Raw genomic sequence first — 24846 nt, forward strand, 5'->3', positions numbered from 1 at the left:
TCAGGAGAACCGCAACCAACCTGACTAACTGCGAAAAGCATTTATTCTGCATCGTCTAAAAAGCCTCTGACTGCATCGACAACCGGCCCAATGTCCCCTTCCAGATGGCAGTGATGGCCACCAGATACGGTGATCAGGTCCAGTTCTGCAATGGCGTTTGTTCGTGAACCCAGCTCCGGACGGCTCGCAAGCAGCCCTTTCTCGGCACGCAAAAACCGTGTGGGGGTAACAACCTTTTTCAGGCAAGCCGTTACCTGTGCTTCGTCCATCATAATCATTGAGGGATGCCGCAAACGGGGATCTGTCCGCCACACGAATCCCTCACCCGACTGTTTCATACTGCGGGCAACCAGCATCCTGGCCGCCGGCGGCGACAGCGGAATCATACCTCCCTCCCGGGCCCTGGCCGCTGCCGCAACGTCAGGGTATACGACCGGTTTTCCGGAACCTGTCATTCGTTTGGTGATTGCCTTGCGCATCTGCCCGATCACTTCTTCCGGTTCGCGGCTGATGGGGCCAAGACTATCGATCATTACCAGTCGGCGCACCCGCTCCGGAAACGCCGCCGCAAAAAGCACACTGACAATACCGCCGAGGGAGTGGCCAACCAGGTCGACCCGGCCTTCAGGTGCGCCCCGGAAATGGATTTCGACCAGTTCCGCCAGATCGGCCACATAGTCCATTAACTGGTAGCCCTGGCCAGGGGGACGATGCCCCGAGTGACCATGTCCCGCCATATCCAGTGCATAGACATGTCTGTGACCACCCAGTTCCGGTGCCAATCGGGCAAATGACAGGGCGTTGTCCAACCAGCCGTGAATCATCAGCACGGGGCAGTCAGTGGGAGTGCTGGCAGCAGGCCAGTGCAGGCCCGCGAGGGTGATATGGTTCAAAGACCAGTTTATTTCCCGATACGAGGCCCCGGTATCGGTTGGGGTGTCCAAAGCGGTGTCATTCATTGAAACGCTTACATGGTGTGGGTGGGCCGGTCAGAGCTCAATGAGCCCGCCAGATAGGATTCGATCTTGGTGCGCGCGGTTTCGTCGTCGCCGTTGAACTGCACGCCAATACCGGCCGCGCGATTACCCTGGGCGCCTTTGGGGGTAATCCAGATAACCTTGCCGGCGACCGGAATCTTCTCCGGTTCATCCATCAGGTTCAGCAGCAGGAAAACCTCGTCCCCGAGCTGATACTGCTTCTGTGTGGGTATAAACAGACCCCCCTGACGGATATAGGGCATATAGGCCGCATAGAGTACGGCCTTGTCCTTGATGGTCAGGGTAAGAATGCCACTGCGCGCGCCAAAACCGGGCCCCATAGTAAACACCTATCTCTTTTTTTGATGACCGGAGTCTGAAACTCCTGATATTCCGCAATCATAGCAGTAGTTATTCAAAACTGCCCTACCCGACTAGCCAGTCCCCACAAGCCAATCAGCCCGCTGCTGGGCGGCGCACAGGCATCAGTTTTTGCCATGCCATCAGGAGCCGTCCCGTCTCCAGCTCAGGATTCACATTGTAGACACCCGCGGAACGGGATTCATGGATTGCATCCAGGATTTCATGGGCACGCCATGGCGGGTTATGGCTGGCAAGGAACCGCAGCATTTCTGCGGCGTCGCCGTCCCTTGGATCACTGCCAGCACCAATTCGGGCCAGATCCCCCGCCCATCCTTCAAACAGCCACAGGGCACTTTCAAGGCCCATCGCTTTGAAGGGCTTTGCGGCTTCGGCAACAGAAAGCTGGCCTTTCATGAAACGACGGAAGTTCTCAAGCGCTTCATCGCGAACCCTGATGAAATCACCGGTGGCGTACTCAAGAGCCAGGCGTGGCGCGTTGGCGGCAAGCCCAAGCGCCTTTTCACAGTGTGCCGGCGTGGGCCGGCTGCCCTCATCCAGCTCTTCCACTGCCCCTGCAAGCCAATGGGCCGCCTGATCTCTGCCAGGGGTCGCGATCAGCAAACTCTGGCAGCGTGAGCGAATGGTTGGCAGCACCGGCCGCCCACTTTCCTGCAGCAACACCAGTGTGACATCGTCCGCCGGCTCCTCCAGCGTCTTCAGCAGAGCGTTGGCCGAATTGATGTTGAGCTGATCAGCCCGGTCAATAATGGCCACCTTGCGCGCTGCCACCTGAGGGGACCCGACGGCGAACGCCGACAGGGCGCGAATCTGGTCGATCTTTATCATTCGGGATTTTTCCGGGGCGTACACACGGATATCCGGATGAGTGCCGGCAGCGACCAGTTCGCACTGTTTGCAACGGCCACAGGGAGCACCCTCCGCCCTGTCCGGCCGATCACAGACAAGCAGCCCGGCCAGAGCGTTGGCAAACAGCCGCTTGCCGACACCGTGCTCACCGGTTACCAGCAGTGCATGAGGCAGTCGGCCTCCCGTCATCCGCTGCATCAGCCTATCCCAGCTATCCCGCAGCCAGGCCATTGTTGCTATGGATGTGTTCACTCGTTCACCTTCAATGGTTGCCCCTGCGAGACGCCCGAGGGTTGGCGGTCAACCTCTGATTGCCGGTCAGTCTGTCGTTTCATCGTGGACAGCAGCCGTTTCATTCTGGCCAGTTCGCCGCGGCTTTCGGTTCCGGAATCCCCGCCATAGTAATGTTTGTTGACCAGGCGGGCAAAACTGGTTGCCGAGGCCGCCGCCGCGGGTTTGGCCCGGCCGAGCCTTGATGCCAGCTGTGACGGCGTTTCACCATGTCGAACGGGCACCCCTGCACGGTCACACAGGCGATACCAGCGGTTAACAGTGCGGCTGAACGGATCGCGGCTTTCGACACGCCGGTACTGCCACGCCGTGATCAGGCCAGCCAGCAGCAAACCGGCGCCCAGAATACCGGCCGTGATATAGCCCAATTCCCTCAGGCCGATGCCGCCGGGCAGCCGCGACATCAGGTCCATCTGGGACTGTCCCTGGTAGCCCACCACCCAGCGTTGCCAGTGGTAGTTCATCAGATCCAGCTGCAACGACGCCCACTGCAGCACGGCCATATCACCGTAGCGTTGGGGGGAGGTCCAATCGTTCTCCAGGAAGGACCCCTCGTCCGCCATGGCATCCCTCAGGCCGGACTCGATTCTATCAGGCGCAATCGCAGCGGTTGGATCCATGCGTACCCAGCCCTGGCCGGGCAGCCAGGCTTCCACCCAGGCGTGGGCGTCATACTGGCGAATGATCAGGTACTCGTCATCGGCACCGGAATCACCACCCTGGTAGCCCACCACCACCCGGGCGGGTATACCGGCGGCGCGAAGCACAAAGGTGGCGGCGCCGGCATAATGGGCACAAAACCCGCGTTTTTCATCGAACAGCAGGGCGTCGATGCCGTCATCCGGCATGGCCGGTGGGCGCAGGGTGTAGAAATACTCCTGCTGACGGAACCTGTCTAGCAAGTGCTGAACAACGGCTCCGGGCTCTTGATACTGCCCGGCGAGATCCTCTGCAAAGGCCCGGGCTCTGGGATTGCCGGTACGGGGTAGCTGGAGATACCGCCGCGGGTCGTCAAGCATGGCACTGAACCGGTCACGCTGGTCTGATTCAGTGAGTGCCATCCGGTATCGGACCGGGCTGTCTGCCGGGCGGTTAAAACGGAACAGCCCCTGTTCGGCGCGCTTTACGTTATCGGAAACGGCTTCGGATCCCTCAAGGGCGAACGCCCAGGTCTGATTGGTGGGCTCCATCAGCACGTCATACTGGTTAGGCTCAAGCTCGCCCACGCCGCCATCGACGGCAACCCGCCCGGGCCTGCGGAGCTGATTGCCGGCGCCCTGTTGCCAGGTGTCACCCTCAAGCCGGTCGAGAATCAGCCCCCGCCAATAGCGATCCCGGTAAGCAGGCGCCTGGCCCCCGAACGTTACCCGGAACGCCCGTTCACTGCTCTGGGCCAGGCTGGAGATATCGCCGGGGGTCATGGAATCACTGATACCGGTCCGCGCCTCACCGGATACCAGGGGCACACTCCACAACGGCGCCATGCGGGGAAAGAACACGAACAGCAACACCACAATCGGCAGGGTTTTCACCAGCATCATTCCCAGCCGCCGCCAGCCGGATTTCATGGCGCCGGGGATGTCCGGGGCGTTCACAATCTGCAATCCCACAAGCAACAGCGCAACGCCGGCCAGGTTGATCACCGCCCAGTGTATTTCCTGATGAAACAGGAAATTGACCGTGGCCAGATACACCAGAATGAAAAACAGCACATAGAAATCCCGAACCGAGCGGGTCTCCAGCCATTTCAGGCCCACCGCCAGCACAAAAAAGGACGACGCTGTCTCTACCGTGAAGCGCCCCTGGACCGTGGCAATATAAATGGCCACCAGCAACAGCATTATTCCGCTTCGAAGCCACTTACCGGGTAATCTCAGGCGCCCCGATTGGGCCAGCCAGCGCCAGCCCGCCAAAGCCGCACAGCTGGCGATGAGCCAGACCGGCAACCGGTCCCACTGTGGCAACAGTAACAGGGCAAAGCTGGCGACCAGCCACACCAGTGCTCTACCCGATACCAGCTCGATGCGGTCGGAGGCACCCACGGAGAGACTGCGGGCTCGCAACCGTTTCATTATAGCGTGCCCTCCCCGCTGGCGTGGGACGTCAATCCTGCGCCTTCACCGGCCCGGGTACCGAAAGCTAATGACTCCCCGCCCCGGGGCTGTTCAAGGCCGAAAACAGCCAGCGCCTTCAGGCAACGGCTGGTGTGTGCTGCCCCGGTTTCAGGCTCAATCACCTGCCCAGGCAGGTTCAACCCGAAACGGCCGTTGCTCCGCGAACGCTCCAGCACCTGATGCGCCAGATAGCCCAGACGCAATTCCCGGTCAACGCCTACAAAGGCGTCGTAATCCAGCCAGTGAGGGCTGCCCTGCTCGCCTTCCCAGTCCGTTATGACCATTTCTCCGGTGCGCGCGAAGCGTTTCCACTGCACTCGCTGGCTCATATCGCCTTCCCGCCAGGGCCGAATGTCCGCGTGATCGTTACCGTCAAGCGAGCGGGATGTCGACTGTTCCTCACCGTCCTGGACGGTATTGGCCATCTCCGGCGCCGACAGCGGCCTGGGATAGACAATGCCGGCGGTAACAGGCCGCAACCAGGACCATGCCCTGAACAGCCCGAACGGGAAGCGGGTTTCCACCAGAATCCGATCTGGCTGCAGGTAACCCCGCTGATGTGACGGAACCGACAGAGTCAGGTCCTCCTGCTGGCCGGAGGGTATGTGCTGCTGGTTGAGAACCTCGTCATCGCAGGCAAGAGACAGGGCAAGGGTATCGTGGCGCGGTGAGACGGCTCGCAGACGAAACGCGATAGGGTCACCGGCAAAGCCTTCTCCGGCCTGGATCAGAGCAAGCTCAAGCCCGGACAGGTTACGGTGGGTCTGGTGCATGGCCGCCACCACAACCGCACCCAGGAGAAAGGTGAGAAGGTAGATCAGGCTGTTCTGATAGTTGATGCCGGTGATCAGCATGATCAGCAACAGGACGCCGAATACAACACCCGCACCCGTAGGCAGAATGAAAATATTGCGCTGCCCGAAGGACCGCTGGTCAGATCTGGGAATCCGCCGATTCACCCAGCGCTGCCAGCGGTCGCGGATTAACTTCACCATAAATGCCCTGTTACAAAATCGGTTTCACCAGAGCCCAACTATAAACATGTTGGCAGCCTTTTATAGGTCAAAACTGTAAATACTCGGATTCTGATCACCTTTACCTTAAAATACGGTGACTTGTCCCACAGGTTATGGCGAACCCATGCAAGATTCCGGTAAGTATGTAACATCGTGAGAATATTAAGAGCGCAAGACGCGGCCCGCCTCGTTTCACAGATCAACGGCCGTCATGGGTTTATCGATTACACCGATACCAGTACGCAGCATCGTATTGTTACCGCCTTTCCCGTAAAGAGTTGGCAGGTGCCCCGGGATGAGCCTGCGTTCTCGGAGCTCGCGATTGAGATTGAAAGAGCCTGGGATAAATATGCCCACCGGGAACACCAGCCCACAGCCGGCGGCATTATGGGCACTCTGTTTTATGAATCAGGCAATCTCACAGTGCCTGGCTTTTGCGGCCGCCTAAGAACCGACACCGGGGACTTCGGTTACATCGGCCTCTACCTCTGGCAACTGACGTTTGATACCTCGGGCAAAGAACCTCCCCGACTGGATTTTCACCGCGATTGCGACAGCCAGACGCGAGAACGCATAGCCGCGCTCATTGATCAGGCCCCGGATTACGCGTCGCCTTTTTCAATAAGCAGGAGCTTTACCGCCGACCAATCCGCGGAGCATTACCGGAACGGCGTCTCCGAGGTACTGCGCTACATCTACGCTGGCGACTGCTACCAGGTCAACCTGTCCAACAAATACGTCGGCAGCTACCAAGGCTCGCCCTATTGCGCGTTTCAGGCTCTTTGCGACGCAGTCCCCGTGCCCTACGCCGCGTATGTCAACGCCGGACCCTACCAGGTGCTCAGCATTTCGCCGGAATTATTTCTCAGCATTGAACAGGGCCGAAAGGTCGTCAGCAAACCCATAAAAGGCACCCGACCCCGGGATTTAACGTCCCCGGAAAACGATCAAAGCATTGCAGACTCGCTGGCCGCTGCAGAAAAAGACCGCGCCGAAAACCTGATGATCGTGGATCTGATCCGCAACGACCTGTCGAAATTCTGCGAGCCTTTTTCTGTTTCGGTGCCGCAACTGTTCAGCATCGAAAGCTACGAGAATGTTCATCAACTGGTCAGTACCGTTGAAGGCAGGCTGCGGCCGGATTGCACGCCGTTCCGGGCCTTTCTCTCGGCGTTCCCGGGCGGTTCGATAACCGGTGCCCCCAAACGGCGGGCGATGGAAATCATCGACAGTCTGGAGCAGCACAGTCGGGGGCCCTACTGTGGATCGGTATTCCGCTGGGATTTCTCCAACAACCTGGAAAGCAACATCGCTATCCGTACCCTGATGACAGATTCAGTGGGGCAGATTCACTGCTGGGCGGGATGCGGCATCGTCGCGGATTCAGACCCGGATGATGAGTACCGGGAGTCAGTGGACAAGGTTCAGAAACTGATGCACGTGCTGGAGGCTCTCTAGCCGGCACCGGCAGCAGAGCAGGAACACCGGGGAGGCAGCCGCCACCCCGGAATAGTCACGGCACTCAGCTGTGTATCTTGCTGGCCTTCAGGAACTCGGCTTTCAATTCTTCAAAGGTATGCACGGCTGGAAACTGGGGAAATTCCTCAATCACGTTCTGCGGCGCATGAAACAGAATGCCCGCTTCCGCCTGGCCCAGCATGGTGGTGTCGTTGTAGGAGTCACCTGCTGCAATCACCCGGTAATTCAGCAGCTGGAAGGCACGGACCGACTGGCGCTTGGGATCCCTCTGGCGCAGCAGGTAATCGGTGATCCTGCCCTCGTCGTTCACTTCCAGCTTGTGGCAGAGTAACGCCGGATAGCCCAGCTTTTTCATCAGCGGCATGGCAAATTCGTAGAAGGTGTCCGAGAGAATCACGACCTGGAAGCGTTCGCGCAGCCAGTTGAGGAACTCACTGGCACCGGGCAAGGGGTCGAGCTCGCCAATCACTTCCTGAATCTGGGGCAGGCCGTAACCGTGCTGATCCAGCAGCCTCAGGCGCTGCTGCATCAAAACGTCGTAACCGGGGATGTCACGGGTGGTCGCCTTGAGCTCCTCAATGCCGGTTTTTTCCGCAAACGCGATCCAGATTTCCGGGATCAGTACTCCTTCAAGGTCAAGGCACGCGAGTTCCACAATGGTCTCCTGATAAGTGAACGCTGGTCAGTCCGGCGGTTCGATTGCCACCGGGGATTGGAATCAGGCGGTATGATATGAAAAAGACGGGCTGAATGCATCGTGGATCTGCGCGGCTATAACGATATATTCCGGCATTCCTTCAGACCAGAGCCTGTTAATGATAGATTTATCACACATTTACACCCCAGGTAATGCGTTCAATGACGGATATTTCAAAGCTACAGACGGAGCTTGAGGGCCAGAGCCCCAGAGCCATCCTCAAGGCCGCGCTGGCGAAGTACGATAACATCGCGATCTCCTTCAGCGGCGCGGAAGACGTCGCCCTGATCGAGCTCGCCCACAAAATGACCGACAGGCTTCAGGTTTTCACCCTGGACACTGCGCGCATGCACCCGGAAACCTATGAGTTTATCGAGAGGGTCCGCAAGCATTACGGTATCGACATCGAGGTGATGTTTCCGGATGCCTCTGAAGTGCAGGACCTGGTCAACCGCAAGGGCATGTTCAGTTTTTACGAGGATGGCCACGCCGAGTGCTGCGGTATTCGCAAGGTAAACCCGCTACGCAGAAAGCTATCCACCGTGGATGCCTGGATTACCGGCCAGCGCAAGGACCAGAGCCCGGGCACCCGCAATGATGTACCCGTGGTACAGATCGACGACGCCTTCTCCACAGATGACCGGCAACTGGTAAAGTTCAACCCACTGGCGAACTGGAGCTCAAAAGACGTCTGGGATTATATCCGCATGACCGAGGCACCCTACAACAAGCTGCACGAAAAAGGCTTTGTCAGCATCGGTTGTGAGCCCTGCACCCGCGCCATCCTGCCTGGGCAGCACGAGCGCGAAGGCCGTTGGTGGTGGGAAGAAGCCACCCAGAAAGAGTGTGGCCTGCACGCCGGCAACCTGATCGCCCGCGAATAACTCCCGCCTTCTTTAAGAGCCCGGGCCACTCTCTCTTTACCTGGGCCCGGATTACCCATATCAAGTATTAATAGGTGGGCAACTCGATATCGTTGAACAGCGCCTCGATTTCCGCCCGGCTGCCCTGATGGGCAACGGCCTCATCAACCCGCTCGCGGGTCAGGTGTGGCGCAAACCGCTGGATAAAGTCGTACATGTAACCCCGCAGGAAAGTCCCCTTGCGGAAGCCGATGCGGGTCACACTGGGACGGAACAGCTTGCTCGCGTCCAGGGCCACCAGGTCAGGGTCGCTCTTCTCATCGAAAGCCATGCTGGCGATGATGCCAACCCCCAGTCCCAGCCTTACATAGGTCTTGATGACGTCGGCATCGGCCGCGGTGAACACCACTTTCGGAATCAGCCCGTAGGCCTGAAACGCCTCATCGAGTTTTGAGCGGCCGGTAAAACCAAACACGTAGGTCACCAAAGGAAACTCTGCCAGGTCCGGCAGGGTCAGTTCTGACTTCTGGGCCAGCGGATGATCCTTCGGTACGATGATGCTGCGGTTCCAGCGGTAGCAGGGCATCATGATCAGATCGTTGAACAGCTCCATGGCCTCGGTGGCGATGGCAAAGTCGACGGCGCCGTTGGCGGCCATCTCCGAAATCTGCATAGGTGTGCCCTGGTGCATATGCAGGGACACCTCCGGATAGGACTCGATGAATCCGCTGATGATCGGCGGCAAGGCATACCGCGCCTGGGTGTGGGTGGTGGCAATGCTCAGGTCGCCCTTGCGCTGGTTACTGAACTCCTGGGCAATCTTCTTGATGCCTTCCACCCGGCGCAGGATCTCCCCCGCTTCCCGGATAATGATCTCACCGCCCGGGGTAATACGTGTCAGGTGCTTGCCACTGCGGGCAAAGACTTCCAGGCCCAGTTCATCTTCCAGTAGTCGGATCTGCTTGGATATTCCCGGCTGCGAAGTAAAAAGGCTCTGAGCAGTGGCGGATACGTTGAGATCATGGTGCGCAACTTCCCAGATATAGCGCAACTGTTGTAATTTCATCTACCCTGTCGCTCCCCATAAGGCCCGGTCAAAGCCGGGACATGTATATGCTGATGTTATTATTGGAAGAATACGCATAAAAACATGATTTTTCATTCTTATTTAGTATACAACCCCTGTGCACCCAAGTTTAGTCCAAAAAAACCAGAACGCCGCATGGCGACGATTCAGCTTGCCGCCAGATGACTCCGAGATACTGCAAATCCCCGCACAATGACAGGAAGGCCGCGAGAACACGGGCTTTTCAGGGCTCGATGATACGGCGAAAAGGCGGTAAAGCATCGAGTAGCAGCTGCCCGTAGCGGCGGGCGATAATGCGCCGATCCAGGATGGTGACGCGCCCGGTATCGGACTCTGTCCGTAACAGGCGACCCACAGCCTGGACCAGCTTGATGGAGGCGTCGGGCACTGTGATTTCCATGAACGGATTCCCGCCACGGAGTGTCACCCACTCTGCCAGGCTTGCTTCGATGGGGTCATCCGGCACCGAAAACGGCAACCGGGTGATCACCACGTGGCTGAGGTACTTGCCGGGCAGGTCGATACCCTCGGCAAAGCTGGCAACGCCAAACAGTACGCTGGGAAGCCCTTCATCCACGCGGCTGCAGTGGCGGCGCAGCACCTCCCCCTTGGCCATGTCGTCCTGGGTGGTGATCAGGTCCGGATACTCCGGGGCCAGGGCATCCCGCACCAGTTTCATCTGTTTCCGTGAGGTGAACAGCACCAGAGTCGCGTTTTCGCCGGCCCAGAGATCCGGAAGCCGCGCCACCACCTGATCGGTAAAACGGTCGTCCGTGGGCATGGCGGTCATGGCCGGGACCTCCACCGTGGCCATCTCGCCGTAGCGGAACGAGCTGGGCACTACCACAAAACGACTGCTCTCTGGCAGCCCCGCACGGGCTTTCAGACGGTCGAACCGCCCCAGGGCCGTCAGGGTCGCACTGGTCAGTACCGCGCCGTAGGCCCGGGACCAGAGTCTCGAATACAGCAGGTTGTCCGCCAGGACCGGACTGCTGTAGAGGGTAATGTCTTCGGCGTGGTCCCAGCGTTGCCGGACAGCCCATCGAGCCGCCGGTGGACCGGCGCGTTTCTTCTGCCTGGCCGCTTCCTCCTCGCGCTTTTCCGGATCCTCTGCCGGCTGCCCGGGATTGTCACTCCAGGCAGCCCACAACCGCAGCTGATCTTCGGCACGGCTGTGGAAGGAGCCAATCACCGGGTACCAGGATTCGGCCGTATCGCGGTCCACGTCGCTGGCTTTACGCTCATCGAATGCCGTCTGCAGTTCCTCCACCATCACGCCAAGCTGGCGCGTCAGCGTCGCGGTGCCTATCCGGGCTTCCACTGCCAGCGCCGACAGCGACTCTGGCAGTGCGCCTTCGGGATACCGCCACTGCGCAGAACGACGCTCTTCATTGAATTCCCACCCGGTGTTCTGTTCCGCTTCCTCATAGACCTTTGCCAGAATCACATCCAGGTCCCGGGAGGCTGTGCTGATACGGTCAATGGTCTTTGCGGCCTGGGTACCCGGACTCAGGAAGGGCTGCATTTTGCCCAGGGCCTGCGACAGCTGTTTCAGCCACTGGCGTGTGGAGTTCAGCGGCACCGACGCTGCAAAGTGGTTCAGTGCCTTGTCCGGCAGATGATGGGCCTCGTCGAAAATGAACAGGGCGTTTTCCGGCTCCGGCAGTATCGCACCACCACCCAGAGCCAGGTCTGCCAGTACCAGATCGTGGTTGGCCACCACAATATCAGCGTCGTCCAGGTCCTTGCGGGCATCGAAGAAGGCACAGCTGTCAAAATAACTGCAGTGCCGGTTGGTGCACTGGCGATGGTCCGTCGTGACCTGCCGCCAGACATCGTCGGGAATCTGGTCGGGCCAGTGGTCCCGGTCACCGTCCCACTTGCGGGAGCCGTAACTGGCCAGCATATCCTCGAAAAAGGCGCGGGTGCCGGGTTCTTCCTTGCCGGGGCCGTCCAGCAGGAACAGTGGCATGGTATCGCTGTCGCCGTTGCCCTCGTCATGCAACCGCGCTTCCAGGCGGGACATGCACAGGTAGCGGCCACGGCCCTTGGCCAGGGTCCAGGTGAAGTCCTGCTTGCTGTGTTTTTTCAGGTCCGGCAGGTCCTTGTGCACAATCTGGTCCTGCAACGCCACGGTTGCGGTCGAAATGACCAGGGTCTTTCCCAGTGCCCGGGCTACCGGGATGGCGGCAATCAGGTAGGCCAGGGTCTTGCCGGTACCCGTACCCGCCTCTACCACGCAGGTGCCTGCCGGTGAGGTGCGCTGGCCGTCGTTCTCGGTGATATCCCCCATGTAGCGGGCGATCTCGGCAATCATCAGGCGCTGGCCGTAGCGCGCACGAATTTCCTTGCCGGCCAGCACGTCGCGGTAGGTCTGTTGTATCTGCTGCTTCACGTCCTCGGAAAGGGCCATTATTCCGGGCTCACCCAATTGCGGACAACACCCACGCGGAATCGGCGGCCATCCATGCTCAGCTCCACGCCCTCTTCGGTAATCCGCTCAACGGTAATGCCGGAAAACGATTCCCCGTGCCGCAGATAGTTGTCATTGATCATCACCCGTCTGGATGATGGCTCGGACGCATAAATATGACTGTTGAAAATCAGGTCAGGTACCCTTTTCTGGAATGACAATGGAAGTTCGACAAGGTGTGGCGTGCGTTTGGCCGCGGCATCGTTGGCGGCTACGTCGGAGGGATTCACAGCCCTGGCTTGCCTCGCGCTCGGGATGATAACCGTGGGCCGTTCGCGGCTCATGTCATCACCTGGCGGCTCAACGACCCCGGGAACGGGTATTTCAATGGCATCGGCGAGTGAATCATCACGGCCTGTGGATTCCTGCGCATGCGGGGGCTCTGCCACCGGTTCCGGCTCGGTTATAACCGGCTGTGGCCCGGGCGCAACCGGTTCATCGTTGGCGGCTGGCGCAACCGGCTCCTGTGCCGCAGTCAGGGTGGCATCAGGCCAGAATACCCAGGCCAGAATGGCCGCATTCAGCACCAGAGCAAGGGCCACCCACACCAGTACCGGTACCGATTTTTTCTTCGGTTTGTGGATCATCTGGACCTGTTGGCCAAGATCCGGCACCCGGCCCTGACGGCGCTCTGTTTCCGATTTTCTAAGGGCATCAAGAATATAGGACATATCGGTTAACCATTGCCCCCCGAACTCAGTCGGGGGCCGTCGGACTCCAGGTCATTGTTCATCTGGATAATCGTCATACCACCGGCAATACCGTCAACCATCAGGCCTTTCTGTTTCTGATACCAGCGAATCTGGCCCTCGGTTGGCAACCGGTTGACGCGGTTTTCCTCTTCAGGCGAGTCGGCGTAGCGGCTGGCCAGCTCCATCATGCGCGAGCCCATCCATATCTGCTCCGACACATCGCTGTTCGTGTCATCACCCCGGTTATCGCGGAGGTGGGGCGGCACTTCCCACAACACGGTGAACTCACCAAACCAAAAAGGCTCAAGGCTGGCAAAACTCACCTCCCGCGGGCCCTCGGGCAGTTCAATGGTTGCCAGCTTGTCGTCGAGGCCGCTCAGTACTGCGTAGCGGCTGTCTCCCTCACCGTCACGCAGCAGCAGGATGGCAGGCCGGTTCAGGTGCTCCAGGCTCCGCCGCGACCCGCGGTTATCCAGGCAACGCAGGCCCTGATCCTCGGCATAACGGCAGGCAATCGGGTTGTCAGAGGCGCTGTAGTCCCGGCCCCAAACACTGAACAGCTCCCCGAATGCCGCGGGAAGAGCCAGGGTGTCCGCGGGAAACTCGAAATCTGGCAATGACTCTTCAATAACTGTGACCGGCTCGGGTGTAAACTCTGGCACCGTTTCAGGCGCCGGCTCTACCCGTTCGATGGTTCCGGACAGAACGTCGCCTTCCGTCTCCGCGGAAACATCGGGGGTCAACCACCCGTAGTCCGGAAAACGGTCCAGGGCCCAGGCGGTCAGGATAATGGCGATCACCAGGCTGGCAGCCACCTGCGCAAGATGAGTTTTACCGGTACGCGCAACGGTGTGCTTCCTGCGCCGGTTTCCGTTCACTTCCCGTGCAGCGGTGCGGATATGGGAGGCGCTGATCTGGTGCTCACCCTCTGAGTAAGCTCCCAGCAGGGCACGGTCGCTGATCAGATTGATCAGCCTGGGCACGCCCTTGCTTGAACGGTACAGGGCCCGCACCGCACCGTCAGTGAAGATCTCGCCCCGAAGGCCGGCAACACTGAGGCGGTAGCGCAGATAGGCTTCAATTTCCTCACGGCCCAGGGCATCCAGATGGTAGCGAGCCGTGACCCGCTGATTCAGCTGCCGCAGCTCCGGTAGTTCCAGAATGTCCTGCAACTCCGGTTGGCCCAGCAGCACGATCTGCAAGAGCTTCTTCTCGGCGGTTTCCAGGTTGGTCAGCAGACGCAGTTGTTCCAGCACCTCCGCCGACAGATTCTGGGCCTCATCGATCATCAGGACCTTGTGGCGACCGGCGGCGTGAGCCTTGAGCAGGTCATCGTTGATCAGCCCCACCAGCTCCTTGATCGACGCCCCCACCGGATGTGGGATCTCAAGCTCATCGCAGATGGAAGACAGCAACTCACGGGCGGATAATCGCGGATTCAGGATCAGGGCAATATCCACATGATCCGGAACATTCTCGATAAAACAGCGGCTGACGGTGGTCTTGCCAGTTCCGACTTCCCCGGTGATCACGATGAAGCCGCCCTGCCCCTGAACGCCATACATCAGGTGCGCCAGCGCTTCCTTGTGGCGCTCACTGAGATACAGGTAGCGGGGATCGGGGGCAATCGAGAACGGGGGCTCCCGAAAACCGAAAAAATCGTAGTACATAAGTGTCCAGCCGTCAGAAATCCTCGAGCATCAGATCTTCGTCATCACCGCTGGCAAAAGGATCGTTCACGGTCCGACCATCGTTAATCAGGTAGGCCCTGCGTTGAAGGTAGGCGTTGCGGACAAACGTGTAGTTGTCACCGGACATGAAGGCTTCGGCAGGAATAAGGTCGGCGCGCCTGTCTACAATCTGAAGCGCCCTGGCATAATAGACATCCGGGCTTTCGGCCAGGTCCCAGGCGGACGGCAGCACTACGGTGTCGGACACGAAACCACCGAAATCGCGGGGCGTCGACGGTCCCAGGAAAGGAAGCATCAGATAGGGCCCGGACTCCGTGCCCCAGTAACCGAGCGTTTGGCCGAAATCTTCCGGCCGCTCCGGCAAATCGAACATGGTGGCCACGTCAATAAACCCACCCAGACCGAAGACGGTGTTGTAGGTAAAGCGGCCGGCCGCAACCACAGCGGACTCGCCTTTGAGCTGAAGAATGCTGTTGGCAAAATTACGGATTTCCGTCAGGTTATTGAAAAAGTTGGTAACCCCACGGTCCGCAAACCCAGGCATAATGTTCCGATAGCCCTGAGCAATAGGCCTCAGGAACCAGTTATCAATGGTTTCATTGAACCGATATACCTTGCGATTCCAGTCTTCGTACGGATCAACCTCACTTGCAGGCGCCTCAAGCTTCTGCTGGGCCATGTCGGGGTTGGCGGGCTGGACCGTCTGCGCGGCGGCATTGCCGGCAAACAGGAACATGGCAAACAGGGCGCCAACGAGCGGGTGCCGGAAAAAAATGTGTCTCATCATCAAACCTGAGGTTGTTTAATCTGTTTCGATTCGTCGAAAATACCGGCGCGCTGTTTTCCCAATATTAACCCTTTATCAGGAGGAACCCGATGTCAGTACCCGGGAATCTTGTCAGTACCCTTTCCATGCCCCTGCGCTGGGGCGACATGGACGCTTACGGCCATGCCAACAATACGGTCTATTTCCGCTTTTTCGAGGAGGCCCGCATTACCTGGCTGGCATCCCTCGAACTTGGCGCAAAAAACGACCCCGATGGCCCCGTCATTATAAAGACCAGCGCCACCTTTCTGAAGGAGCTTTCACACCCGGCAACGGTCGAGGTACGAACTTACGCCGACAAGGCCGGTAAAACCAGCCTCGACACCTATCATACCCTCACCGACGTTGACACCGGCGACCTTTACGCCGAAGGCTACGCAAAGATCGTCTGGTTCGATCGCACCCATCGCACATCCATGGCACTGCCAGACACGCTCAGGGCGTTAGCGGCGCCGAACCACAACGCTGCCGATGGAATAGCCGGCACCGAATGAGCAGATCACACCCAGGTCGCCGGTCGTAAAGTCGTCCTTGTGCTTGTGGAACGCAATGATGGAACCGGCTGAACTGGTGTTGGCATACTCATCCAGAATGACCGGGGCCTCCTCGGTCGTCGCATCGCGACCCAGCACCTTGCGGGCAATCAGCTGGTTCATGTTCAGGTTGGCCTGGTGCAGCCACATGCGCTTGAGATCATCCGGCGCCAGCGACAGGTCAGACAGCTGCTTCTGAATGGTTTCGGCCACCAGGGGCGATACTTCCTTGAACACCTTCCGGCCTTGCTGGACAAACAGTTTGTCGGGCTTGTTGATTCCGGATTTGTCACCCCGGTTGAGAAAACCGAAGTTGTTACGGATGTTGTTGGAGAACTGGGTCTTCAGGCGGGTTCCCAGAATTTCGAAACCCTGCCCTTCAGCCACGTCGGAGTCCCGGGACACCAGAATCGCGGTGCAGGCATCGCCGAAGATGAAATGGCTATCGCGGTCGCGGAAGTTCAGGTGGCCCGAGCAGATTTCCGGACTGACCACCAGTACCGCCCTTGCAGTACCGTTCTCGACTGCATTGGCCGCTGCCTGCAGGCCGAAGGTGGCGGAGCTGCAGGCCACGTTCATGTCGTAGGCGAAACCTTCGATGCCCAGAGCGTCCTGGACCTCGACGGAAATGGCCGGGTACGGGCGCTGCAGGTTGGAACAGGCGACGATGACGGCATCGACATCCGCGGCAGACTTGCCTGCCTGCTCCAGCGCCTGATTGCAGGCTGCCACTGACATTTCACACTGTACTGACGGCTCGTCATTGCTGCGGTCAGGAATGTTGGGACACATCCGCTCCGGATCCAGAATGCCTTCCTTGTCAATAACGTGCCGGCGCTTGATGCCGGACGCTTTCTCAATGAAGGCTGAGGAGGAAGGCTGGAGTGGCTCGATCTCCCCGTTGGCGATCTCGTCGGCATGACGGGAATTGTGAAGCTCCACAAAGGCATTGAATGCCTCCACGAGCTCATCGTTGGTAATGGTTGCTGGCGGGGTGTACAACCCGGTCCCGCTGATAACAGCTTTAATCACGCTAACCCCACTTTCTGAATGTGAATGCACCAATAGTGGTCAAATACTAACACAATCCCGACGTTTTGAACGCGAAGACAATGGTCTGAACCACGGGCTTTCTAGACCCGCGTCTTCTCCCACTGCCTCTCCAGACGTTTTACCGAAACCGGCACTGCCGTCCCCAGCTGCTGGGCAAAAAAGGAAACCCGGAACTCCTCCAGCATCCAGCGATACAGAATCAGTTCCGGATCCCGAACGCCCTGGCGCTGCTGCTCATCCCCTTTACTGGCATAGCGCGACCACAGTGGTTCCATGGTGTGCAGAAACTCCCGCTCGCGGCCAAGCTCCCGGGGCATTTTCTCGTAACGGATGCTGGCCGCTTCGAAGTAGCGTCCAAAATGGGCCAGCCACTCAGGCGGGGTAGATACAAGAAAACCTGGGTAAACAAGGTTTTGAAGCTGAAACTTCAAGTCGGCCATGCTGTTGGCCAGCGGCAGGCTGATCTTGCCTTTGAGCTGCTTCGCCACACCATGATAGCCGGTCATCGCCTGATGCAGTCGCTCATCCGCCTCTTCAAGAGCCGGAATAAAATCGGCCCGCCGAGCCTCAAATACCCGCTCAAAAGACTGGCTATCCCGGGGCACTTCGCCGGTCACGAAATGCTGCATCGCCGTTGCCAGCAGCAGATCATCCAGCAAAACGCGGGCTTTACCCACCGGTGCAAACATCAGCGCAGACGCTTTGAAATACCGCAACTTCCGCTCGATGTCATCCAGGGTGTTTCCCAGCCGTATCAGAACGAGTCTTGCGACCGCCTTACGGGTGGCATCGTCAGCGGTGAGCGGGTCAAGGAAGCGGGTCTGACGGACCGAGTCGCCCTGGTCCTCCAGAGCCGGGTAAACCGTGACCTCCATGCCACCCTTTTCGGTTCTGACGGACCGGGGAAGTTCACCAAAATCCCAGTCTCTGGACGTTGCCGCGGGCTCGTTTCCGGTTTGCTTGCGGGTGGCCGAAGACAGTGCCGCCTGCGCGCGACCTTCCAGCTCGTTCTGCAGTCTTTCGGTTTCACGGCCTTCAGCAATGGGCTTGCCGGCATCATCCACGACCCTCAGGTTCATCCGCAGGTGTTTTGGCAGATCTTCCTGCGGCCAGGCCTGGGGATCAATCCGCACACCCGTCATTCGCCGGAGTTGTTCGCCCAGCTGCAGCGCAAGGGGTTCGTTGGACGGCTGGAGGTTCTCCAGAGCGGCCTCAACAAAGTCCGGCACCGGCACAAAGTTGCGCCGCAGGGATTTGGGCAGTCCTTTGACCAGAGCGATACACTTTTCCCGAAGCAGCCCGGGCACCAGCCATTCAAGGCGCCGGGTCGGCAGCTGCTTGAGGGCCATGACCGGCGCCTGCAGGGTTACACCGTCCCGCTCGCTGGTGGGCTCGAACTCGTAGCTCAGCGGGTAGCGTACGCCCTCCCATTCCAGGTAGTCCGGGTACAGGGATCCGGCCTGTTCATCCACCGGGCGCTGGAGAATATCGGACTCTGTCAGCTCCATGTTGCGGAGTTCGTCGGCGCTGAGCTGTTTCCACCAGCGCTCGAAGTGTCGGCCACTGACAATGTCCGCCGGCAGGCGCTGGTCGTAAAAATCCACCAGCACTTCGTCTTCCACCAGCAGGTCCCGGCGCCGGGTCTTGCGCTCCAGATTCTCGACGGTATCCAGCAGTTCCCGGTTGCGGGCAATGAACGGCGCTTTGGACTGGTAATCGCCCTCCACCAGCGCGTGGCGGATAAACAGGTTGCGACACTCGGCCGGATCCACCTTGCTGTAGGGGATCCGGCGCCTGGGGATAATATCGAGGCCGTACAGGGTCACCTTTTCATAGCCCATCACCTGGGCACGCTTCTGCTCCCAATGGGGCTCGAAATAATGATGTTTGACCACATGACCGGCCAGAGGCTCAATCCACTCCGGCTCGATCTTCGCCACCACCCGGGCAAAGACCCGGCTGGTTTCAACAATTTCCGCGGCAACAATCCATTTGGGACCGGTTTTCGACACCTTGGAACCGGGGAAAATCATCACCTTGCGATTGCGGGTCGCCAGGTATTCCTTCTTTTCCAGCTTGACCGCTACCTGCCCCAGCAGGCCCGCCAATATCGCCTTGTGAAGCGACTCGTAATTGGCCGCTTCCTTGTTGAGCTTGAGCTTCTGCTCGCGGCAGATCAGGGTAAGCTGACGATGAATATCCCGCCACTCCCGCATCCGCATCCATGACAGAAAGCTTTTCTGACACAGCTTCTTCAGCTGGTTCTGGGACAGCGCCTGACGCTGCTCCTCATAGAAGTTCCAGATGTTCAGCAACGTCAGGAAATCCGATTCCTTGTCATTGAACGGAGCATGGGCCTGGTCAGCCGCCTGCTGCTTGTCCTGGGGCCTCTCCCGTGGATCCTGGACACTGAGGCCGGCAATGATGACCAGGGTTTCCGCCAGGCTGCCCTGCTCGGAAGAGGTGACCAGCATGCGGGCCAGACGCGGGTCCAGGGGTAACCGCGCCATGGTTCTGCCAAGGCCGGTCAGCTGGCGCTTGTCATCAACAGCCCCGAGCTCTTCCAGGAGCTTGTAGCCGTCGTTGATCAGGCGCCGGTCGGGTGGTTCCAGGAACGGAAAATGGCGGATGTCCCCCAGCCCGGAGGTGGTCATCTGCAGGATAACGGACGCCAGATTGGTGCGCAGGATTTCCGGGTCCGTGTACTCGGGCCGGTTGATGAAATCGGTTTCATCGTAAAGCCGGAAACAGATGCCCGGTGCCACCCGGCCGCAACGTCCTGCCCGCTGGTTGGCGCTGGCCTGGGACACCGGCTCGATAGGCAGGCGCTGGATCTTGGAGCGCACGCTGTAACGGCTGATGCGCGCCACACCGGTGTCGATCACATAGCGTATTCCGGGCACCGTCAGCGAGGTTTCCGCCACGTTGGTGGACAGCACAATCCGGCGGCCCCGATGGCTCTGGAAAATCCGGTTCTGCTCCTGGTTACTGAGCCGGGAGTACAGCGGCAGCACTTCGGTATGGCGCAGCTCGGCGTGACGCAGGACCTTGCTCAGGCTGCGGATTTCGCGCTCCCCGGGCAGGAACACCAGGACATCCCCCGGCGGCTGTTTTTCTGAGCGCTCGTGCTGCTCGATTTCCTCCATGGCCCTGAGCACACCGTCGGTCCAGCCCTGATCCCGGTCATCTTCATCGCCGGTCAACGGGCGATAGCGGATATCCACGGGGAAGGTGCGGCCACTGACCTCAATCACCGGCGCATCGTTGAAGAACTGGCTGAAGCGCTCCACCTCAATGGTGGCAGAGGTAATGATCACCTTCAGATCCGGGCGCTTGGGCAGCAGCTGTCTAAGGTAGCCCATCAGAAAATCGATATTGAGGCTGCGTTCGTGAGCCTCATCGATAATCAGGGTGTCGTAGCGGTCCAGGAAGCGGTCATGCTGGACTTCCGACAGCAGGATGCCATCGGTCATCACTTTTAGCCGGGACTGTTCAGACGTCGTGTCGGTAAAGCGGACCTGATAGCCCACCTGGCCACCGGTCTGCTCGCCCAATTCCTCGGCAATACGACCGGCCACGGTGCGGGCGGCAATTCGCCGCGGCTGGGTGTGACCGATAAGGCCGCGGATGCCGCGGCCGCTGTTCATACAGATCTTGGGAATCTGGGTGGTTTTGCCGGAACCGGTCTCGCCGGCAATGATCACCACCTGGTTCTGTTCGATCGCCTCACGGATATCGTCGACCCGGTCCGACACCGGAAGCGATGAAGGAAACGTGGCGGGCTTGTGCAACGCCTGACGTTCCCTGACCCGGGCCAGGCCCCGGTCGAGCCACTGCGCAATCTTTTCGAGGTCTTTCTGGCCGGGACGGCCTTTCTTGCGGGCAATCAACTTGTGAATACGCGCGGCTTCCAGCTGGTTACAGGCATCCAGCTGTTCCAGGACGGCCTTCACGGCCGCCCTGCTGTCTGGCGTATTGCTGGGCTGTTGTGGTGAAACTTGCGTCATCAGATCCTTTACTTGTTGCCGGCCTCGTCCCGAAGCTCACGGCGCAGGATTTTGCCAACGTTGGTTTTCGGCAGTTCATCGCGGAATTCGAAAGACCTGGGCACTTTATACGCTGTCAGGCGCTCACGACAGAACTCTTTCAGTTCGTTTTCAGTGACACCTTCGGCAGTGGGCACCAGATACACCTTCACGGCCTCGCCGCTGCGGGGATCATCAACACCGACCGCCGCGCATTCAACAACCTTGGGATGACTGCTCACCACGTCTTCGATTTCGTTCGGGAACACGTTAAAGCCGGACACAATGATCATGTCCTTCTTGCGGTCCACGATCCGAATGTATCCATCTTCCTGAATAAGGGCGATGTCGCCAGTTTGCAAGAAGCCATCGTCGGTAAAGGACTTCTGTGTATCTTCCGGGCGCTGCCAGTAGCCACGCATCACCTGCGGCCCTTTCACGCACAGCTCGCCCGGCTCACCAATCGGGGTCTCATGACCGTTATCGTCGATGGTTTTGAGTTCGGTGCCCGGAATTGGCAGGCCAATGGTGCCAAGCTGGATGGCACTGTTGGGGTTGAAGGTGACAACCGGCGATGTCTCGGTCATGCCATAGCCCTCGGCGATTTCACAGCCGGTAACGCGCTGCCACATCTTGGCGGTGTCGCTGGTCAGTGCCATGCCGCCGGAAGACGTCAGCTTGAGACCACTGAAATCGAGGTCCTGGAACTCTTCGTTGTTACACAGCGCCACAAACAGGGTGTTCAGGCCCAGGAAGGCGGTGAATTTGTGATTCTTGAGCTCTTTGACGAAGCCCGGAATATCCCTGGGATTCGGGATAAGCACGTTATGGGCGCCCGCTTCCAGCATGATGCCGCAGTTCAGGGTAAACGAGTAGATGTGGTAAAGCGGCAGCGGCGCGATAACCACTTCCTTCCCCTCCTCCACGGTGTCTTCCATCATCGGGCGAACCTGCAGCAGGTTGGCCACCAGGTTGCCGTGGGTCAGCATCGCGCCCTTGGCAACGCCGGTGGTGCCACCGGTGTACTGCAGCACGGCAATGTCGTCCTTCTTGCATTCGACCGGGGAGAACTTTTCCTTGCTGCCCGCACTGAGCACCGCCGGTAACTTATGGGCCTGTGGCAGGTTGTAGGCCGGCACCATTTTTTTCAGGTGTTTTACCGCCGCGTTCATCACCGTGCGCTTGAGCGGTGAGTGCATGTCGGCTATTTCGGTCACAATGACATGCTCAATGCCGGTGTGGGGAAGCACTTTCTCGACATTGTTGGCCATGTTCGCCAACACGACAATGGCCTTGGCCCCGGAATCGTTGAACTGGTGCTCCATCTCCCGGGTGGTATACAGCGGGTTGGTGTTCACCACGATCAGACCGGCGCGCATGGCACCAAAGACAACAACGGGGTACTGGGAAACGTTGGGCATCTGAACCGCAATCCGGTCACCCGGTTTGAGGTCGGTCTTGTTTTGCAGCCAGGCTGCGAAGTTGCGGCTCTGGGTGTCAAGGTCACGATAGCTGAGCGTAGCGCCAACAGCGCTGAAAGCAGGCCGGTCGGCGTATTTCTGTACCGCCTGATCAAATACATCCACCATGCTGGTGTACTTGTTCAGGTCTACGTCGCGAGACACACCGGCGGGGTATTTGTCCTGATAGAACTGCTCAAAATCCATCACCATCTCCTGTTGGGCATTTATGCTTGTTTTGTGCTTGCAGAATGTACCGACACCGAGTTGATCAAAAAATCAACCAGACAAAAGTATCAGCCGTAAAAAGTGGGGAGAGAATAGCAGTTTTGCGAACGATGAGGTAGCTTTCGAGGCAGATCTGTAGCGTCTTCGACCTGCCAGCCTGTCTGGCATTACACCCATCAGGATTCCCAGCGGGGCCCCATGAGCGACACGTTTGATACCCTTGAAAACATCACCTACGACGAACTCCAGGAAGGCGACTCCGCGACCTATATAAAGACACTGACGGAGGACGAACTGGTCCTGTTTGCCGCAGTCTCCGGGGACGTTAATCCGGTGCACCTGGATTCCGCCTTTGCCGCGGACTCTTCGTACAAGGTGCGTATTGCCCACGGCATGTGGAGCGGCTCGCTGATTTCCGCGGCGCTGGCCACTGTAATGCCGGGCCCGGGAACCGTCTATCTTGAACAGAGCCTGACGTTCAGGCGGCCCGTGAGACTGGACGACACCCTCACCGTCAACCTGAAGGTGCTGACCAAAGGGCGGAGGAACCGGGTCACCCTGTCCTGCGATGTCCGTAACCAGAATGATGAACAGGTGGTTTCCGGCGAAGCAAAAGTGATTGCCCCCACCCAGAAAATCTCTCTCAGCAAACCCCAGCTGCCTAAAATCACCATCGAACGCTAAGCGTGTGGTAAATCATGCGGCAGTGCCACGGTGCGGTGTCGGTTTTCTTGACAGTTGCCCCTCTTGGCGCACCCCCGCATCGGGGTTCTGCCAAGCCCAACCGTGCCAAGCCACTGATTATAAAACCTGATTTATAAGTGGCCCTGGACTTGCAGATACTGGCAGGCGGAGTGCCGGAATCGTCACCCCGTTTGAGATGCCGAGCTTGGCCGATGCCCTCAACCGCATCGGCCTTTTTTTATTTGCTCAGCTGCTTCATGGCCGATTCCAGGCCTTCAATGGTCAACGGGTACATGTGGTCATTGACCAGTTGCCGCGTCATCCCCAGGGAACCGCCCTGCCCCCAGTAGTGCTCCGGCAGCGGGTTGATCCAGACCACCTTGCGGAAATGCTCGGTGATGCGCTGGAACCAGGTCGCCCCAGCTTCTTCATTCCAATGCTCGATGGACCCGCCAGGATGGGAGATCTCATAGGGCGCCATGGTGGCATCCCCTACAAAGATCACTTTGTAGTCCGGGGTGTACTTGTGAAGAATGTCCCAGGTGCTTATCGTCTCGTTCATCCGGCGAATGTTGTTCTGCCAGACGCTCTCATAGACAAAGTTGTGGAAGTAGAAGTACTCCATGTGCTTGAACTCAAGCCGCGCCGCCGAGAACAGCTCCTCACATACCCGCACGTGGGGATCCATGGAACCGCCCACATCGAAGAAGATCAGCACCTTGACCGCATTGTGACGCTCCGGAACCATTTTCAGGTCCAGGTACCCGGCATTGCGGGCGGTGGAGCGAATGGTGTCGTCCATGTCGAGCTGGTCCGCGGCCCCCTGGCGGGCAAATTTCCGCAGCCGGCGCATCGCCACCTTGATGTTGCGGATACCCAGGGTAACGCTGTCGTCCAGGTCCCGGAACTCGCGTTTTTCCCAGACTTTTACGGCCCGGCCGTGACGGCCCTTTTTCTGCCCGATGCGGAAACCTTCCGGGTTGTAGCCGTTGGCGCCAAAGGGAGACGTACCACCGGTACCGATCCACTTGTTGCCGCCCTCGTGTCGTTCCTTCTGCTCTTCCATGCGTTTCTTGAAGGTTTCGATCAGCTCTTCCAGACCGCCCAGGGAATCAATCTTGGCCTTGTCCTCTTCGGACAGCTGTTTTTCGAATTCCGCGCGCAGCCAGTCGTCGGGGATCAGCGCCTCCATCAGATCATCGAGATTTTCAATGCCCTCGAAATAGGCCTGGAACGCCCGGTCAAACTTGTCGAAATGGCGCTCGTCCTTGACCAGGCATACCCGCGCCAGATAGTAGAACTCCTCCATATCCGCAAACGCCAGACGGTTCTGCAGCGCCTCCAGCAGATCGAGGAATTCACGCAGGCTGGCGGGTACCTTTGCGCGCCGGACTTCGAGAAAAAAATCAATCAACATACAGTGTTGC

At 58.9% G+C, this 24846-nt stretch carries 19 protein-coding genes; 4 read left to right on the plus strand and 15 right to left on the minus strand.

The window, feature by feature from the left end; genetic code table 11:
- Positions 1-41: 41 nt before the first annotated feature.
- The 5 genes from DIT71_RS09000 to DIT71_RS09020 form a co-directional block, all read right to left on the minus strand.
- Positions 42-893 carry an alpha/beta fold hydrolase gene (locus DIT71_RS09000; protein ID WP_227538019.1) on the minus strand — a complete coding sequence of 284 codons (852 nt, stop codon included), beginning with the start codon at positions 891-893 and terminating at the stop codon, positions 42-44.
- A 74-nt stretch (positions 894-967) separates the two neighbouring features.
- On the minus strand, positions 968-1318 hold the full coding sequence (locus DIT71_RS09005) for a PilZ domain-containing protein (protein ID WP_008171779.1): 351 nt from the start codon (positions 1316-1318) through the stop codon (positions 968-970).
- Positions 1319-1433: 115 nt separating this feature from the next.
- Positions 1434-2438, minus strand: a complete 1005-nt coding sequence (gene holB / locus DIT71_RS09010) for a DNA polymerase III subunit delta' (RefSeq protein ID WP_114612850.1) — start codon at positions 2436-2438, stop codon at positions 1434-1436.
- A 17-nt stretch (positions 2439-2455) separates the two neighbouring features.
- Positions 2456-4570 (minus strand): transglutaminase family protein, encoded by a 2115-nt coding sequence (locus tag DIT71_RS09015; protein WP_114612851.1) that lies wholly within the window; start codon positions 4568-4570, stop codon positions 2456-2458.
- Positions 4570-5607 (minus strand): DUF58 domain-containing protein, encoded by a 1038-nt coding sequence (locus DIT71_RS09020; protein ID WP_114612852.1) that lies wholly within the window; start codon positions 5605-5607, stop codon positions 4570-4572. The genes DIT71_RS09015 and DIT71_RS09020 overlap by 1 nt, the downstream gene beginning before the upstream one ends.
- Before the next feature lie 174 nt (positions 5608-5781).
- Between DIT71_RS09020 and DIT71_RS09025 the strand changes: the two genes are divergently transcribed.
- The gene (locus DIT71_RS09025; RefSeq protein WP_144114479.1) at positions 5782-7086 is read left to right on the plus strand and encodes an anthranilate synthase component I family protein; all 1305 of its coding nucleotides are present in this window, start codon (positions 5782-5784) and stop codon (positions 7084-7086) included.
- A gap of 64 nt (positions 7087-7150) precedes the next feature.
- Here the strand turns inward: DIT71_RS09025 and thrH are convergent, their stop codons facing one another.
- On the minus strand, positions 7151-7762 hold the full coding sequence (gene thrH / locus DIT71_RS09030) for a bifunctional phosphoserine phosphatase/homoserine phosphotransferase ThrH (RefSeq protein WP_114612854.1): 612 nt from the start codon (positions 7760-7762) through the stop codon (positions 7151-7153).
- 203 nt (positions 7763-7965) lie between these two features.
- On the opposite strand from thrH, the gene DIT71_RS09035 reads away from it, so the two are divergent.
- Positions 7966-8688 carry a phosphoadenylyl-sulfate reductase gene (locus tag DIT71_RS09035; RefSeq protein ID WP_114612855.1) on the plus strand — a complete coding sequence of 241 codons (723 nt, stop codon included), beginning with the start codon at positions 7966-7968 and terminating at the stop codon, positions 8686-8688.
- Positions 8689-8755: 67 nt separating this feature from the next.
- On the opposite strand, the gene cysB is transcribed toward DIT71_RS09035, so the two are convergent.
- From cysB to DIT71_RS09060, 5 genes are all read right to left on the minus strand, one after another.
- Positions 8756-9733 carry an HTH-type transcriptional regulator CysB gene (cysB, locus tag DIT71_RS09040; RefSeq protein ID WP_114612856.1) on the minus strand — a complete coding sequence of 326 codons (978 nt, stop codon included), beginning with the start codon at positions 9731-9733 and terminating at the stop codon, positions 8756-8758.
- Between the two features lie 244 nt (positions 9734-9977).
- A complete protein-coding gene (gene dinG / locus DIT71_RS09045; RefSeq protein ID WP_114612857.1) occupies positions 9978-12167 on the minus strand; it encodes an ATP-dependent DNA helicase DinG in 2190 nt (729 codons plus the stop codon).
- Complete coding sequence (locus tag DIT71_RS09050; RefSeq protein WP_114612858.1) at positions 12167-12898, minus strand: general secretion pathway protein GspB; 732 nt, start codon at positions 12896-12898, stop codon at positions 12167-12169. Before DIT71_RS09050 ends, dinG begins: the two co-directional genes overlap by 1 nt.
- A gap of 5 nt (positions 12899-12903) precedes the next feature.
- On the minus strand, positions 12904-14589 hold the full coding sequence (locus DIT71_RS09055; protein WP_114612859.1) for an ExeA family protein: 1686 nt from the start codon (positions 14587-14589) through the stop codon (positions 12904-12906).
- Between the two features lie 13 nt (positions 14590-14602).
- Complete coding sequence (locus DIT71_RS09060) at positions 14603-15394, minus strand: MlaA family lipoprotein (protein ID WP_114612860.1); 792 nt, start codon at positions 15392-15394, stop codon at positions 14603-14605.
- A gap of 92 nt (positions 15395-15486) precedes the next feature.
- Between DIT71_RS09060 and DIT71_RS09065 the strand changes: the two genes are divergently transcribed.
- Complete coding sequence (locus tag DIT71_RS09065) at positions 15487-15930, plus strand: acyl-CoA thioesterase (RefSeq protein ID WP_114612861.1); 444 nt, start codon at positions 15487-15489, stop codon at positions 15928-15930.
- On the opposite strand, the gene DIT71_RS09070 is transcribed toward DIT71_RS09065, so the two are convergent.
- The 3 genes from DIT71_RS09070 to DIT71_RS09080 form a co-directional block, all read right to left on the minus strand.
- Positions 15880-17001: a beta-ketoacyl-ACP synthase III gene (locus DIT71_RS09070; RefSeq protein ID WP_114612862.1), complete on the minus strand. Its 1122-nt coding sequence runs from the start codon at positions 16999-17001 to the stop codon at positions 15880-15882. The genes DIT71_RS09065 and DIT71_RS09070 overlap by 51 nt on opposite strands.
- A 101-nt stretch (positions 17002-17102) precedes the next feature.
- Entirely contained in the window at positions 17103-21029 is a 3927-nt protein-coding gene (hrpA, locus tag DIT71_RS09075) for an ATP-dependent RNA helicase HrpA (RefSeq protein WP_199490982.1), read from the minus strand.
- Between the two features lie 8 nt (positions 21030-21037).
- Positions 21038-22714, minus strand: a complete 1677-nt coding sequence (locus DIT71_RS09080) for an AMP-binding protein (RefSeq protein WP_114612863.1) — start codon at positions 22712-22714, stop codon at positions 21038-21040.
- A 219-nt stretch (positions 22715-22933) separates the two neighbouring features.
- On the opposite strand from DIT71_RS09080, the gene DIT71_RS09085 reads away from it, so the two are divergent.
- Positions 22934-23419 carry a MaoC/PaaZ C-terminal domain-containing protein gene (locus DIT71_RS09085; RefSeq protein WP_114612864.1) on the plus strand — a complete coding sequence of 162 codons (486 nt, stop codon included), beginning with the start codon at positions 22934-22936 and terminating at the stop codon, positions 23417-23419.
- A 238-nt stretch (positions 23420-23657) separates the two neighbouring features.
- Here the strand turns inward: DIT71_RS09085 and DIT71_RS09090 are convergent, their stop codons facing one another.
- Positions 23658-24836: a vWA domain-containing protein gene (locus DIT71_RS09090; RefSeq protein WP_114612865.1), complete on the minus strand. Its 1179-nt coding sequence runs from the start codon at positions 24834-24836 to the stop codon at positions 23658-23660.
- Positions 24837-24846 lie beyond the last annotated feature (10 nt).

It is taken from the genome of Marinobacter vulgaris (assembly GCF_003344045.1).
Lineage (GTDB): Bacteria > Pseudomonadota > Gammaproteobacteria > Pseudomonadales > Oleiphilaceae > Marinobacter > Marinobacter vulgaris.

Excerpts from the sequence above, each read along its gene's own strand:
- dinG (WP_114612857.1), bottom strand. The coding sequence starts at position 12,167 with ATGGCCCTTTCCGAGGACGTGAAGCAGCAGATACAACAGACCTACCGC.
- DIT71_RS09015 (WP_114612851.1), bottom strand. The coding sequence starts at position 4,570 with ATGAAACGGTTGCGAGCCCGCAGTCTCTCCGTGGGTGCCTCCGACCGC.
- DIT71_RS09090 (WP_114612865.1), bottom strand. The coding sequence starts at position 24,836 with ATGTTGATTGATTTTTTTCTCGAAGTCCGGCGCGCAAAGGTACCCGCC.
- DIT71_RS09060 (WP_114612860.1), bottom strand. The coding sequence starts at position 15,394 with ATGAGACACATTTTTTTCCGGCACCCGCTCGTTGGCGCCCTGTTTGCC.
- DIT71_RS09080 (WP_114612863.1), bottom strand. The coding sequence starts at position 22,714 with ATGGATTTTGAGCAGTTCTATCAGGACAAATACCCCGCCGGTGTGTCT.
- DIT71_RS09065 (WP_114612861.1), top strand. The coding sequence starts at position 15,487 with ATGTCAGTACCCGGGAATCTTGTCAGTACCCTTTCCATGCCCCTGCGC.
- holB (WP_114612850.1), bottom strand. The coding sequence starts at position 2,438 with ATGGCCTGGCTGCGGGATAGCTGGGATAGGCTGATGCAGCGGATGACG.
- DIT71_RS09020 (WP_114612852.1), bottom strand. The coding sequence starts at position 5,607 with ATGGTGAAGTTAATCCGCGACCGCTGGCAGCGCTGGGTGAATCGGCGG.
- hrpA (WP_199490982.1), bottom strand. The coding sequence starts at position 21,029 with ATGACGCAAGTTTCACCACAACAGCCCAGCAATACGCCAGACAGCAGG.
- cysB (WP_114612856.1), bottom strand. The coding sequence starts at position 9,733 with ATGAAATTACAACAGTTGCGCTATATCTGGGAAGTTGCGCACCATGAT.
- DIT71_RS09085 (WP_114612864.1), top strand. The coding sequence starts at position 22,934 with ATGAGCGACACGTTTGATACCCTTGAAAACATCACCTACGACGAACTC.
- DIT71_RS09055 (WP_114612859.1), bottom strand. The coding sequence starts at position 14,589 with ATGTACTACGATTTTTTCGGTTTTCGGGAGCCCCCGTTCTCGATTGCC.
- DIT71_RS09050 (WP_114612858.1), bottom strand. The coding sequence starts at position 12,898 with ATGTCCTATATTCTTGATGCCCTTAGAAAATCGGAAACAGAGCGCCGT.
- DIT71_RS09005 (WP_008171779.1), bottom strand. The coding sequence starts at position 1,318 with ATGGGGCCCGGTTTTGGCGCGCGCAGTGGCATTCTTACCCTGACCATC.
- DIT71_RS09035 (WP_114612855.1), top strand. The coding sequence starts at position 7,966 with ATGACGGATATTTCAAAGCTACAGACGGAGCTTGAGGGCCAGAGCCCC.